This is a genomic window from Mycobacterium sp. ENV421, from assembly GCF_002887815.1.
GTDB lineage: Bacteria > Actinomycetota > Actinomycetes > Mycobacteriales > Mycobacteriaceae > Mycobacterium.
This window is the reverse complement of sequence record NZ_PDHO01000024.1, coordinates 14,421-28,027: the sequence shown is the minus strand read 5'-3', so window position 1 is coordinate 28,027 and position 13,607 is coordinate 14,421. Positions and strand designations below refer to the sequence as shown.

Annotated in this window: 11 protein-coding genes; 5 read left to right on the top strand and 6 right to left on the bottom strand. The window is 65.7% G+C overall.

Annotation, left to right across the window (positions count from 1 at the left end; genetic code table 11):
• Together bphC and CRM90_RS22625 are read right to left on the bottom strand one after the other, a co-directional pair.
• Window positions 1–909 carry a biphenyl-2,3-diol 1,2-dioxygenase gene (gene bphC / locus CRM90_RS22630; RefSeq protein ID WP_199190006.1) on the bottom strand — a complete coding sequence of 303 codons (909 nt, stop codon included), beginning with the start codon at window positions 907–909 and terminating at the stop codon, window positions 1–3.
• Window positions 910–922: 13 nt separating this feature from the next.
• A complete protein-coding gene (locus CRM90_RS22625; protein ID WP_102809219.1) occupies window positions 923–2,104 on the bottom strand; it encodes an acyl-CoA dehydrogenase family protein in 1,182 nt (393 codons plus the stop codon).
• Between the two features lie 119 nt (window positions 2,105–2,223).
• Here CRM90_RS22625 and CRM90_RS22620 point away from each other — a divergent pair, with 119 nt between their 5' ends.
• Complete coding sequence (locus tag CRM90_RS22620; protein WP_102809176.1) at window positions 2,224–3,828, top strand: flavin-containing monooxygenase; 1,605 nt, start codon at window positions 2,224–2,226, stop codon at window positions 3,826–3,828.
• Here CRM90_RS22620 and CRM90_RS22615 read toward each other — a convergent pair.
• A complete protein-coding gene (locus CRM90_RS22615) occupies window positions 3,825–4,700 on the bottom strand; it encodes an alpha/beta fold hydrolase (protein WP_199190005.1) in 876 nt (291 codons plus the stop codon). The two genes, CRM90_RS22620 and CRM90_RS22615, sit on opposite strands and share 4 nt — an antisense overlap.
• A gap of 144 nt (window positions 4,701–4,844) precedes the next feature.
• Here CRM90_RS22615 and CRM90_RS22610 point away from each other — a divergent pair, with 144 nt between their 5' ends.
• From CRM90_RS22610 to lhgD, 3 genes are read left to right on the top strand one after another with little or no spacing between them, the layout of a single operon-like run.
• Window positions 4,845–7,049, top strand: coding sequence for an adenylate/guanylate cyclase domain-containing protein (locus CRM90_RS22610; protein ID WP_102809175.1), 2,205 nt, complete (start codon window positions 4,845–4,847; stop codon window positions 7,047–7,049).
• Window positions 7,046–8,461 (top strand): mechanosensitive ion channel domain-containing protein, encoded by a 1,416-nt coding sequence (locus CRM90_RS22605; protein WP_102809174.1) that lies wholly within the window; start codon window positions 7,046–7,048, stop codon window positions 8,459–8,461. Before CRM90_RS22610 ends, CRM90_RS22605 begins: the two co-directional genes overlap by 4 nt.
• Window positions 8,448–9,647, top strand: a complete 1,200-nt coding sequence (gene lhgD / locus CRM90_RS22600; RefSeq protein WP_102809173.1) for an L-2-hydroxyglutarate dehydrogenase — start codon at window positions 8,448–8,450, stop codon at window positions 9,645–9,647. The genes CRM90_RS22605 and lhgD overlap by 14 nt, the downstream gene beginning before the upstream one ends.
• A gap of 6 nt (window positions 9,648–9,653) precedes the next feature.
• Here the strand turns inward: lhgD and CRM90_RS22595 are convergent, their stop codons facing one another.
• The 3 genes from CRM90_RS22595 to CRM90_RS22585 are packed head-to-tail and all read right to left on the bottom strand — an operon-like array spanning window position 9,654 to window position 12,640.
• Window positions 9,654–10,964: a DUF1214 domain-containing protein gene (locus tag CRM90_RS22595; RefSeq protein WP_102809172.1), complete on the bottom strand. Its 1,311-nt coding sequence runs from the start codon at window positions 10,962–10,964 to the stop codon at window positions 9,654–9,656.
• Window positions 10,954–12,117 (bottom strand): sulfotransferase family protein, encoded by a 1,164-nt coding sequence (locus tag CRM90_RS22590; protein WP_102809171.1) that lies wholly within the window; start codon window positions 12,115–12,117, stop codon window positions 10,954–10,956. Before CRM90_RS22590 ends, CRM90_RS22595 begins: the two co-directional genes overlap by 11 nt.
• 55 nt (window positions 12,118–12,172) lie before the next feature.
• Window positions 12,173–12,640: a MarR family winged helix-turn-helix transcriptional regulator gene (locus CRM90_RS22585; protein ID WP_233209461.1), complete on the bottom strand. Its 468-nt coding sequence runs from the start codon at window positions 12,638–12,640 to the stop codon at window positions 12,173–12,175.
• Between the two features lie 100 nt (window positions 12,641–12,740).
• Here CRM90_RS22585 and CRM90_RS22580 point away from each other — a divergent pair, with 100 nt between their 5' ends.
• Window positions 12,741–13,607, top strand: coding sequence for an EamA family transporter (locus CRM90_RS22580; RefSeq protein ID WP_102809169.1), 867 nt, complete (start codon window positions 12,741–12,743; stop codon window positions 13,605–13,607).

The window sequence follows — 13,607 nt, the reverse complement described above, 5'->3', positions numbered from 1 at the left end:
TCAGGGCCGCATCGCGGCGGGCAGGTCGCCGACCCACTTGTGACCCCAATAGCTGTCCGCTGTGATTTCCTCGGCGGTGTAATGGTTTTCGTCAATCCGCAGGCCGCCGGTGCCGAACTCGATATCCCAGTCGCCGGGGGCGCGGACGTAGAACGACACCATCTTGTCGTTGGTGTGCCGACCTAGTGTGGACGACAGCTGGAACTCCTGCGCGGCGATGCGGTCCAACGCCTCGCCAACCGTGTCGAGGCTGTCCACCTCCACCATCATGTGGATCAGGCCTGGATCGCGCTGGTGCATCGCCGGAGCGATCGCCAAACTGTGATGGCGTTCGTTGATCCCGAGGAAGCGGATCCGGATCGGGCCGAACTCTTTGGGCAGCGGAACCCGGTATGCACCGCGGGACACAAAACCCAGGACCTGGGTGTAGAAATCGAACAGGCCGGGCGCGTCGAGTGCCGGCAGCACGACGTGGCCCAATCCTTGGTCGCCGGTGACGAATCGCGCACCGAACGGGGTGACCACCGGGCTGTGATCCAGCACCGCGCCGTGGAAGACCTCCAGGTGGGTTCCCGCCGGGTCGTCGAACGCCACGACCTCCTCGACTCGGCGGTCGTCGGCCTCGGACTGCGACAGCTGGGTATAGGCGACCCCGGCGCGGTCGAGCACTTCTTTCACCTGGTCCAGTGCAGCGTGGTCGCGGACCTCCCAGCCCACCGTCGCGATCCGATCTCCGTCGCCGGGCACCACAATGATCCGCGCCGCCCGTTCGTCCATGCGCAGGTACAGCGCGGACGGATCGGGTCCCTTTCCTTCGGCGAATCCAAGTACACCGAAGGCGAATTGGCGCCACCGATCGATGTCAGCCGTATGGATCGTGACGTAGCCGAGGCTCTTCAGCAGGCTCACGGTTGCTTTCCGGTCAGATCATCGCCCGCAGCGGGCCCTGCGGATCGACACCGAAGGAGCTCAGGGCCGACGCGTGATACACCGTGCCCGGCACGTGGATGGCGTGGGCCATCCCGGTGTGGGCGTCACGCCAATACCGTTGCAGCGGCTTGTCCATCCGCATCGCGTTGCCGCCGGAGCGGGCGAAGATCTCATCGACGGCGCTGACCGCACGCCACACCGCGCGCACCTGGGTGCGTCGCCCGGCGGCGCGGTCCTCGAACGAGACCTCCTTGCCGGAGTCCACCATGTCGTAGATCCGGTCCACGTTGGCCAGGATCTCCTGGCGTGCGGCGTTGATGTCGGCGGCGGCCTCACCGATCGCGTACATGACGTAAGGGTCGTCCTTGATGGCGGTGCCTGCGGCGCTGACCCGCTCACGCTGGTAGTCCAGGTGAGCGGCGAGCGCGCCTTCGCAGATGCCGATGGTGGCCGAGGAGATGCCCAGCGGGAACATCGTCGACCACGGCATCAGGTACAGGGTGTCGGTCATCCCGGCTTCACGCTGGGCGGTGCCGTCCATCACCTTGAACGCGTCCATCACCCGGTACTCGGGCACGAAGGCGTCCTTGACGATGACGTCCTTGGAACCGGTGCCGCGCAAACCCACCACGTCCCAGGAGTCCTCGACGATGGTGTAGTCCTTGCGCGGCAGGATCATGTGCAGCATCTGCGGCGGCATCTGCACCTTGCCGTCGGCGTCGCTCTTGATGGCGCCCAGGAAGATCCAGTCGCAGTGGTCGGTTCCGGAGCTGAACTGCCAGCGCCCGTTGAAGATGTAGCCGCCGTCGACCGGCCGGGCGATGCCCTGGGGGGCGTAGGGCGAGGCCACCCAGGTGTCGACGTCGTCGGCCCAGATCTCCTCGGCGACCCGCGGGTCGGCATAGGCCAGCTGATAGGGGTGCACGCCGACGACGCCGTTGATCCAACCGGCCGCCGGGTCGAGCGAGGCAATCGCCATCACGGTCTCGGCGAACTCCCGCGGGTGCACTTCCAATCCGCCGTACTTGGCCGGCTGAAGCAGCCGGATATGGCCGGCTTCTTTCATCGCCTTGACGGTCTGATCGGTGAGCTTGCCGATCTTCTCGGCTTCCACGGCCTGCTCGCGAAGCTGGTCAGCGAGCTCCATGGTCTTGTCGAGCACCGAAGCAGTCATCATGCATCCTTAGTCCAGGTCTGGGCTGTTGATCTCATCCTGAACCCGCGAGGCCGTCAGCACCGGCCAATGTCTCGATGAGCGGGGCTACGTCAGAATTTGGACCTACTCTGCTGGACATGAGCGCAGAGGAACTCGACGTGGTCGTGGTCGGCGCCGGATTCGCCGGGCTGTACGCGCTGCACAGGTTCCGCGGGCAAGGGCTGTCGGTCCGGGTGTTCGAGGCGGCACCCGAGGTGGGCGGCACCTGGTATTTCAACCGTTACCCGGGAGCCCGGTGTGACGTCGAAAGCGTCGACTACAGCTACTCGTTCTCCGACGAGCTGCAGCAGGAATGGACGTGGACCGAGAAGTACGCCACCCAGGCCGAGATCCTGACCTATCTGAACTGGGTCGCCGACAAGCTCGACTTGCGTCGCGATATCACCTTCGACACCCGGGTGACCTCAGCGGTACTCGACGAGAAGACGCTGCGCTGGTCGGTGACGACCGAGGACGGCCGGGTGACCATTGCCCGGTTCGTGGTGATGGCGACCGGGGCGCTGTCGGCCGCGATCACGCCGGCGTTCGACGGGCTGGACAGCTTCGGCGGGGAGATCTTCCACACCGCGCACTGGCCGCACGAGGGCGTCGATTTCACCGGCAAGCGGGTTGCGGTCATCGGCACGGGTTCCTCAGGTATCCAATCGATCCCGGTCCTGGCCGAACAGGCGCAGCATCTGTATGTCTTTCAGCGCACCCCCAACTACAGCATCCCGGCAGGCAACTCGGCGCTGACCGCCGAGCAGGTTGCCGAGGTGAAGGCGAATTACGCCGAGCGCAGGCGCCTCTCGATGCGCAGCGGTGGCGGTTCGCCCTATGTGGGCACGACTACACCCACGATGGAGGTCTCGGCCCGGGAGCGGCGCGAAGCCTTCGAGAAGCGGTGGCGCCTGGGCGGTGTGCTGTTCTCCAAGACGTTCCCCGATCAGCTCACCGACCAGGCCGCCAACGACGAGGCGCGAAAGTTCTGGGAGGAGAAGGTTCGTGCGGTCATCGACGACCCGGGAGTCGCCGAACTGCTGATACCCGACGATCATCCGATCGGGACCAAGCGAATCTGCACCGATTCCAACTACTTTCAGACCTTCAACCGGCCGAACGTGACGTTGATCAGTGTCCGCCGCACCCCGATCGTGTCGGTCGACCGCACCGGCATCACCACGTCCGCGGAGCACGTGGATCTCGACGCGATCGTGTTCGCCACCGGATTCGACGCGCTCACCGGGGCTTTGAGCAAGATCGACATCGTCGGCCGCGGGGGCGAGCGGCTGGCCGAGGACTGGGCCGACGGCCCACGCAGCTACCTGGGTCTGGGCGACGACGGCTTCCCGAACCTGTTCGTCGTGACCGGTCCGGGAGCGCCGGCCGTGCTGGCGAACATGGTCCTGCATGCCGAGGCGCACGTGGATTGGATCGCCGAGGCCATCGGTTATCTCGATGCGAACGGATACGCCGGCATCGAGGCGCGCCCAGACGCCGTCGAGAATTGGCTTGCCGAGCTCGACCGGCGAGCTGCCACCACACTGTTCCCGAAAGCCAACTCGTGGTACCTGGGCGCCAATGTGCCCGGAAAGCCAAGGGTTTTCATGCTCTTCATCGGCGGCTTCGGGGCCTACAACGACATCTGCGCCGAAGTCGCCGCCGACGGATACCGGGGCTTCGACCTGATCACGACGAGCTAATCGCGCTGCAGGAAGCCCATCACGGTGCTTTCGAACGCCTGCTTGGCCTCGATCATCACCCAGTGTCCGCAGTTGGGGAACACGTGCAACTCGGCGTTGGCGATGGTGCGCATCGGGATCAGCGCCATATCGAGCGGGCTGACCCGATCATCACGGCCCCACGTCAACAGGGTGGGTGCCTTGACCTTGTGCATGATGGCCCACGGCAGCGGGAAGTCAGCGTTGCGCATCATCTTCGTCATCGCCGCGAACGCCGCCTTGCCGTACATCCGCCGCGCACTCTCGAGGGTCTCGGGATCGGTCGCCAGTGCGAAGCGCTCCTCGATGAGTTGTTCGGTGACCAATGCCGGGTCGTAGACCATGGAGTTGAGCCAGTCGACGAGCCGTTGACGGGTGGGATCCTCGGTGAACTCCTGGAGCAACCGGATGCCCTCACTGGGTCCCGAGCTGAAGATATTGGTGCCGATGCCGCCGATGGTGACCAGCTTGCCGATCCGGTCACGATGATTGATCGCGAAGTTGATGCCGACGCCGCCGCCCATCGAATTGCCGATGATGTCGACCTTGTCCAGGCCGAGCGCATCGACGAATGCGGGCACCGCCGCCTGCGCATCCAGCATCGGGTGGCCGCCGAAGTCGTCGCTCACCCCGAATCCGGGGAACTCCAGCACCAGGCACCGATAGCGCTCGGCGAAGAACGCCAGGTTGCCGCGGAAGTTGCGCCAGCCAGTGACTCCCGGCCCGGATCCGTGCAGCATCAGCAGGGTGGGGCCCTCGCCGGCCTCGTGATAGCGCAGAACGCCCTTCTCGGTGGCGATCTCGCGCTTGGTGCCTTCGTAAGTCGTGTCCACGGGTGCTATCCGACCATGCATTGCGACGGTGCTCAACTGCCCGGTCCCGCCGACCGGACAGTAATTCGACCCGATATCAACAGCCTCGTACGCCTCATTTGCCACATCATCCTGCTAATCTGCACCGGGACCGGTTAGCTGCGGGGTGACCGCGAAAGGGTGCCGATGTCTCGAGTGGCTGAGCAGGGCGCGTCGCAACCCGCGCCGACGCCGGATCCGGCCCCTGACAAGCACAAGATGCTGTCGCGATTCCGCCGCGATCGGATCCTCGCGCGCGTCAGCATCCAGTCCAAGCTGATCTTGATGCTGGTGCTGTGCACCATGCTGGCCGCGGCGGTCGTCGGCGCGATCGCTTTCGAGGTCGGCCGGACGTCGCTGCGCACCGCGGTGTTCAGCCGTTTGATCGAGATCCGGGAGGCGCAGTCCCGGGCGCTGGAGGGCGAGTTCCAGGACCTCAAGAATTCGCTGGTCATCTACAGCCGTGGCACGAGCACCTCGGATGCGCTCGCGGCGTTCACCGCCGGCTTCGATCAGCTCGACAACGCATCGGTCAGCCCGGCACAGTGGCAGGGCGTGCTCGGGTATTACGACACCTTCATCAAGCAGACCGATCAGCAGAGCGGCATCCTGTTGGATGCGTCCGCGCTCCTGCCGACAGCCCCGGCCCAGCGATATCTGCAAGCCAACTACACCGCGCGGTTGCCCACCGACGACGCGGCCATCGCCATGGGCGACGCCGGTGACGGGAGCCAGTGGTCGGCGGCAAACGCGCGCTACCAGGATTTCTTCCGGCAGATCACCACTCGCTTCGGTTTCCAGGACGCCTTGCTCCTCGATGCCCGCGGCAATGTGGTCTACACCGCCTACAAGGGCGTCGACCTCGGCACCAACATCATCACCGGCCCCTACGCCGGCTCCAAACTGCATGCCGCCTACCTGAAGGCGATGTCGGCCAACACCGTCGACTACGTCGGCCTCACCGATTTCGAGTTCTATCAACCGGCCCAGATGCAGCCCACCGCGTGGATGGTCGCCCCGATCACGCCGAACGGCAGAACCGAAGGTGTACTGGCTCTGCAATTTCCGATCTCGAAGATCAACCAGCTCATGACCTTCGACCGAAAGTGGAAAGACGCCGGCCTCGGCGCCACCGGGGAGACATTCCTCGTCGGACCCGATGGACTGATGCGTTCGGACTCGCGAATGTTCGTCGAGGACCCGCAGCGGTACAAGAGTGAGGTGACCGCGGCCGGTACCCCCGCGGAAGTCGCCGACAAGGCGATTCGGCTCGGCGGCACCACATTGGTGCAGCCCGACATATCCCAAGCCACAACCAACGCGCGACGGGGCGAAACCGGCACGCTGGTGTCCAGCGACTATCTGGGCAATCGAGCTCTCCAGTCCTATGCCCCTCTGCCCGATCACAATTCGGGGCTGCAGTGGTCGATCATCGCCAAGGTGGATGTAGCCGAGGCTTTCGCCAAGGAATCCTCGTTCACCCGCACGATGGTCCTCAGCACCGTCGGGATGATCTTCATCGTCTGCGTACTCGCCGCCTACCTGGCGCAGGTGTTCGTGCGGCCGATCCGCAAACTGGAGGCCGGGGCCCAACGGATCGCTGCGGGTGACTATCTGGTTGCCATCCCGGTGGAGACGCGAGACGAACTCGGCGACTTGACGCAGGCGTTCAACGATATGAGTCGCAGTCTGACCGTCAAGGATGATCTGCTCAAGGAGCAGCGGCAGCAGAACGACGAACTGCTCCGATCGTTGATGCCGGAAGCCGTAGTGGAGCGTTTCCGGCAGGGCGAAGAGACGATCGCAAGCGAACACCACAATGTGACGGTCATTTTCGCCGATCTGCTGGGCATCGACCGACTGCAAGCGGACATGAGCCCCACCGACTACCTGGCGCTGGGCAATGAGTTGATCCGCCAGATCGAAGCTGCCGCAGCCGACTTCGGCGTCGAGAGCGTTCACACCGTACGTAACGGTTATCTGGCCAGTTGTGGACTGACGGTGCCCCGACTCGACAACGTGCGCCGTACCGTGGATTTCGCGCTCGAGTGCCAGCGGATCGTCGAACGGTTCAACTCTGACGCGGGGATCGAGCTGGCTCTGCGCGCCGGAATCGACAGTGGTGACGTGGGTAGCGGCCTGCTGGGCAGCCCGTCGCTCGTCTACGACATGTGGGGCGACGCGGTGAACCTGGCGCACCAGGTCAAGGATGGTTCACCCCGTCCGGGCATCTTCGTCACCGCCAAGGTCTATGAAGCCCTGCGCGACACGATGACGTTCGTCGAGGCGGGATCGGTCACCGTCGGTGAGGCGGCGCAACCGATCTGGCAGGTGTCGGAGGACCAGCGATGAGCGACGTGTTCACCTCGTCCTGGTTCTACTGGGCAATCGGGATCGCCATCGGACTTCCCCTCGGCTTGGTCGCCCTCACCGAGTGGCAGCATGCGCTGCGCCGCAGGAAGAGCTTTCTGCTCAAGCCGGTAACTCTGCTGCGTAACTACCTCTTGCCGCTCGGTGCGCTGCTGCTGTTGATGCTCGAAGCCAGCCGGGTGCCGGCGGGTTCGACCTCGGTGCGGATGGTGGGCACCCTGGTGGCGTTCGTCGTTCTGGTCCTGCTGCTGTCGGGGATCAATGCCGCAGTGTTCCAAAGCGCACCGGATGGAAGCTGGCGCAAGCGAATTCCGGGGATCTTCCTCGACGTTGCCCGCTTCCTCTTGATCGCCGTGGGTCTGGCGCTGATATTCGCCTACATCTGGGGCGCCAACGTCAAGGGCCTCTTCACCGCACTGGGAATCACCTCGATCGTCGTCGGCCTGACACTGCAGAACTCGGTCGGCCAGATCATCTCCGGGTTGTTGATGCTCTTCGAACAGCCCTTCAAGATCGGCGACTGGCTGGATACGCCGGCCGCCAAAGGACGGGTCGTGGAGGTGAATTGGCGAGCCGTCCATCTCGAAACCGGGACCGGCCTGCAGATCACACCGAACTCGGTACTGGCTGGGGCATCGTTCACAAACCTCAGCAGGCCGCCCGGAAAGCACACGATCATGGTCACGAGCGTGTTCGCGGTCGATGACGCTCCTGACGAAGTGTGCGCCATGCTGGTGCGGGTCGCCTCGGAGCTGCCGCAATGCCACCCTGATCTGCAGCCGTCGGCGGTTCCGTTGGGGGCCAATCAGTATCAGACCAAGATTCCGTTGACATCGCCGGCCGACGACGGGAAGGCCAAAGCCACGTTCCTGCGCTGGATCTGGTATTCGGCCCGGCGCGAAGGTCTGCACCTGGACGAAGCGGATGACCAATTTTCCTCTACCGAGCGAGTCACCGCGGCCATTCGTTCCATCGTCGCGCCGACATTGCGGCTGGACCGCGACGAGCAGCAGCGGCTGATCCCGTATGCGTCGATGGAGCGATACGGCGACGGCGAACTTGTCCAGCGCTCCGGTGAAGTCCCCGCCGGCATCAAATTCATAGTCTCCGGTGCGGTCCAGTTGACGGCTATCGCAGAGGACGGCACCGAAGTGGTGGTCGGCAGCCACGAGCGCGGTTCGTTCCTGGGGCAGAGCACGCTCACCCGTCAGCCCGTGATCGGCTGGTCGTACGCGGTGGGCGAGGTGACGATGGTGTATCTCGCGCGCGAGCAGGTTGAGACGATCGTCCACGAGAACCCCTTGCTCCTGCAGGAATTCGGGCGGACCATCGAGCAGCGCCGCGACTACATGCTGCGAGCGGTCGCGACGAGCGACGGTGATGACGCCTCCTAGACATGACCTCGTTGTCGTCGGCGCGGGCATCGTCGGCCTGGCAGTTGCCCGGGAGTGGATGTCGCGGCGCCCCCAGGACTCGGTGGCCGTCGTCGAGCGCGAGGATGCGCCTGCCCGCCACCAGACCGGCCACAACTCCGGTGTGGTCCACGGCGGGATCTACTACCAGCCGGGATCGCTGAAGGCCCGGCTCTGTGTCGACGGCGCCCGGATGATGTACGAATACTGCGAGCACAACGCCATCGGTCACGAGCGGTGCGGCAAGCTGATTGTCGCGGTATCAGCCGAGGAGCTCGGCCGTCTGGACGACCTGCAGGAGCGGGGTATCGCCAACGCCGTACCGGGGCTGCGTCGTATCGGTGCCCAGGAGATAGCCGAGATCGAACCCAATGCTGTTGGCCTGCAGGCGCTTCACGCACCCAACACCGGGATCGTCGATTATCCCGCGGTGGCAAGGGCTCTCGTCGCCGAGCTGACGGCCGCGGGCGTGTCGATCCGGTTCGGCACCGAGGTCACCGCGATCGAGGGGGCAGACAACCCGATCGTCCACACCGCCGGCGGCCCGTTGCGTGCCCGCACCGTCATCGCCTGCGCCGGATTGTGGGCCGACCGCCTCGCCCGGCGGGCGGGGGCGCCCCGCGACCCGCAGATCGTGCCGTTCCGCGGTGCCTACCTCGGGCTCAAGCCCACGGATTCGCCGCGATTGAACGGGATGATCTACCCGGTGCCCAACCCCGAGTTGCCGTTTCTCGGGGTGCACATCACCAAGCACATCACCGGCGAGGTGACGCTCGGGCCGACCGCCATGATGGTGGGCGCCCGGGACGCGTACTCACTGCGCCGGTTGAGCATTCGTGACTCCTGGGAGACGTTGGCGTGGCCCGGGACCTGGCGGGTGGCACGCCGGTACTGGCGAGTGGGGCTCGACGAGATCCGCATGGCGGCGAGCCGACGGGCCTTTGTCACCGCCGCCGCCCGATACATGCCCGGCCTCACCCTGGCCGATCTGGACGGCAGCTCCCACGCCGGTGTCCGGGCCCAGGCCGTCGGCCGGGACGGCTCTCTGGTCGACGATTTCGTGATCTCCCGGGACGGTCACATCTCGCATGTCCGCAACGCGCCGTCGCCGGCCGCCACGTCGGCGTTCGCGCTCGCCGGCGAACTGGTCGACCGCGTCACCGGCTGAGCCGGATCAGTACTGGCGGTACCGACGCTGGACGTGCGCCTGGCGGATGGCGATCTGTTCGGCACGCTCGGCGGCCGAGACCGTTCGAGTAGTCGCCGGCAGGTGGTCGCGCAGCTGAGCCAGGGGCACAGTGCTGACCGAGATTTCGGGCAGCTGCTCGGGGTCCTGGGCGTAGGTCCACCGGAAGCTGAGGAAGCCTTTCGGCAAGCCGGTCGTGTCCAGCCAGTTCGGCACGCCGGGGTCGCTGGCGGCCACGACGTAGCGGACGACACCGTCGTCGTCCGGTTCGGCCTGAAACCCGTTGAGGCTGGATTGATGATTGGCGTAGTCCAGCGACTCGCCCCACAGGTTGCTGAGGTGAAATCCGCTGTAGGCGGGCTCGACCGGCACGCTGGTCTCGATCAGCAGACTCTGATCCTGGTCGAGATCGAACACCCCGCCGGCGTAGACGTTGGTGTTCTGGCCGCCGCCGGTCGCCAGGTTGGCACGTGCCGGTGCGTTCACTCCGTTGCGCGGCATGAACGTTGCGCCGTCACCGTTGCGGTCGCCGTGCGCCTCGAGGATGACGTCGTAGAACTCGTTCCAGAACTTCATCTGGTTTTCGACGATCGCACCGGCCCTGCGCATCCGGCCGGCAGCTCCCGGGGCGTCGATCGGCGCGGGATGCCGTCCCTGCTGACCGACCTGCTCGATGTGTAGATCCGGGCAGACCTCATTGGCCCAGTCGTGGAACAGCAGCCGCACGATGACGTATTGCGCTGTCCCGGAGCCGTTGTCGGTAACCCGATGGCTGGCAAGGAAGTTGCCGGCAGAATCGGGGGGCGGTTCGGGACCGACCACGATCTCGAACTGGCCGTCGTCGTCGATGCGCAGTTCGCTACTGTCCAGCGATCCGGTGATCATGCGGTGGGCGGGGCTCAGTTCCATGAGGCTGCCCGAGTCTCCCGCGTAGGCGGTATGGGTCTCAAAGACGATGTACTGCGGAGCTTTCGCGAGTACCCGTCCCCGAATCCGGTAGGTCTGCTCCCCGTCGATCGCCGCGGACAGATACAGCGCGTCGGCATTGTCGATGGTGGCCTTGTCGGCGGGTTGAATGGCCCGGCGGAAGTACGGAAAGTCCGGGTCTTCGAAGAAGGCACGTTCGATGGCGGCGAAGGTGAACCCCAGCAGATACCGGTAGCCCTCGGCCAGTCCGCGTTCGGTCGGCGGGGGAGCGTGCAGCGCTTCGGAGTCGACGGCGTCGCGGGCCCGGTTCAGGGCGCTGGTGAGGTCGTCCCAGGCGGCGCGCAGCTCGGCTGCACCGTGATCAGTTGGCACCGGCGTGTTCTCCTTCGTGTCCGTCGCCTGCCCAACCGAACTGGTCGAAGAGGGTCGCGAGCCGGACGTGGATCGCTTCGGGGTCCAGACCGAACTCTTCGAGGCTGTACCGGTGGGTGGTTTCGTGGCCCTGGCCTCGGGACGCGCCGATGGCCACGGCCACGTCGGCGGGCAGATCGAGCTCGAGCTCGTCGTAGACGCGTCGCATGGTCGATGCGGGATCGCCGACCAGGTCACGGTAATCGATGACGCAGGAACGTGTTTCGGGATGGCGAGCCAGCACGTCGAGCGGATGACAGTACGCGTCGAAGGACTGATCGGCCAGGATCTGCATCGATTCCAGGATCAGCCGCTCGTCACGGCCCTGCAGCTCCCACGTGGTCTGCAGCATCTTCAGCAGACTCGGAATGGTCTCGTAGGGATTGCGCATCGGCACAATGAATTTCGCGTCGGGAAAGGTCTCGATGAGCGCCTCGACGCGTCCGCAGAAGGTCGGGTTCTTGCTCAGATGCGTCCGGCCGCCGTTGAGGGCCAGCTGGCGTCGCACACACTCTTTGTAGAACAGCATCAGACGCCGGCGCTTGCGTTCGCTCCACTGGTCGACGTGGTAGAAGTCGAGTTGGCCCAGGTACGGGAAGAGCACGATCCAGAATCCGGATCCCAGTGACCACGTGAGCAGGAAATCGTCTTCTTCTGCGGCGAAGAACCCGGTGCGGTGCATGTCGTTGGTCTCGGCGAAGGCACGCTCTTCGATCGCCTCGATCCGGTGTCGCAGCCGCTTCCCCCACAGAACCTCATCGGCGCGAAACAGCAGTCGTAGCGCCCGCTTCTGCAACAGGGACGGGAAGAACATCTCGTACATCATGACCACGCTGAACTGGTCGTCACGGGCCATCAGTCGATGCAGGTAGGTGGTCCCACTGCGGGCGTGCCCGACACAGAACACCGGTTCACGGACCTCGGTGCGCTGTAAGGAGGGGAACAGCAGCGGGTCCAACGCGAAGCAGACGGCGTGGATGGCGGCCATCACCGGAACACCGATCAGGAACGCGGCGAGCAGCTTTCGGCGGCGGGATGTGTCGGTCTCGGCACGCACCAGGCGCAGCATCGTGACGTAGTTGCCCACGTCGAAATGGAACCGTGCCCCGGCCATGGTCGAAGGCTAGAAGCGAAAGATTGACAAAGTCAAGCAAATCATCGGTGGCGAGTCAATCGTCGATCGGGGTGGCGAGGGAGTCGGCGACAAACCGGGTCAGAAAGCGGTCGAACTGGTCGAGTTCGGCTTCCGTCCACCCCGACAGAGCCCGTCGCAGATGACCGAGTCGGACGTCCAGCAGCTTTCCGGCTTCGCGCCGGCCCTGCGGGGTGACAGCCACCAGGGCGACCCGCAGGTCGGTCGGGTCCGGGTTGCGGGTCACGAGTCCCGCGTCGACCAGGGAGGTGACCTGACGCGTCGCCATCCCCAGGTCCATGTGAGCGCCCCGCGCCAGCGCACCCATGGGCAGCGGGCCGCTGTCGAGAAGAATCCGCAGCAACGCATACGACGGCTGGGTCAGGCCGACACCGGCTGCGCCCGCCTGCCTGGCGAATAGGGACCGGCTGCTGGTCAGGCGCACCACCTGGGCCAGGCTTCGGCTGATCGAGTCGAGAGACTCGTCCTTCGGTGAAGAAGTCACAGCGCGTCCGTTCCGCAGGGTCCGTTCTGTATGGGGTGTCCGAGACGTTGATACCAGCCCGGCACCGTGGTGCTGTGCCGGGTGTCGTTGAATGCGAGCCATGACCGGACATCCGGCCCGCGTGGGTGCTGCCCTGGCAGTGGCCGCGATGGTGTGCGTCCAGCTCGGGCTTGCGGTGGCGATCGGCCTGATCGGGCGGATCGGGGCCGAAGGCGCCGCGTGGCTGCGGGTGGCCTGGGCCGGAGTGCTGCTGCTGGTGCTCGTGCGCCCGCGGCCCTCGGCGTTCACCCGAGCCACGTTCGGGATCTGCGTGCTGCTGGGGCTGGTGACCGCGTTGACCACGATGTTGTTCATGGCGGCGTTGGCGCGCATCCCGATGGGGACGGCCAGTGCCCTGGAGTTTCTCGGACCGTTGGCCGTGGCGGTCGTCAGCGGCCGCGGGCGGGGCCGCTGGGTGTGGCCGGCGCTGGCCGCTGTCGGCGTCGCGGCGCTGACCCAGCCGGCGCAAGGTGCGATCGACGTGGTGGGGGTGGCGTTCGCGCTGGGCGCCGCAGCCTGCTGGGCGGCCTACATCCTGCTGACCCAGCGCGTCGGCGACCGGGTGAGCGGGCTGCAGGGTCTCGGGGTGTCGATGCCGGTGGCCGCGGTCACTGTCACCGCGGCGGTCGGCTGGGCGGTGCTGCCGCGGATGACGCCGGACATGATCCTGATCGGCCTCGGCTTGGCCCTGTTGCTGCCGATTGCGCCGTTCGTCCTCGAGTTGATGGCATTACGCCGCCTGAACACCGCGGCCTTCGGGACGCTGATGAGCCTGGAGCCGGCGCTGGCTCTGTTGATCGGGTTCGTCGTCGTTCACCAGGTGCCCAACTCGTGGGCGATCGTCGGTGTCGGCTTCGTCGTCGCCGCCGGGATCGGGGCCGCCCGCGCCGGCACGCGTGACACACCGACGCCGGTTCAGCCCGGGTAG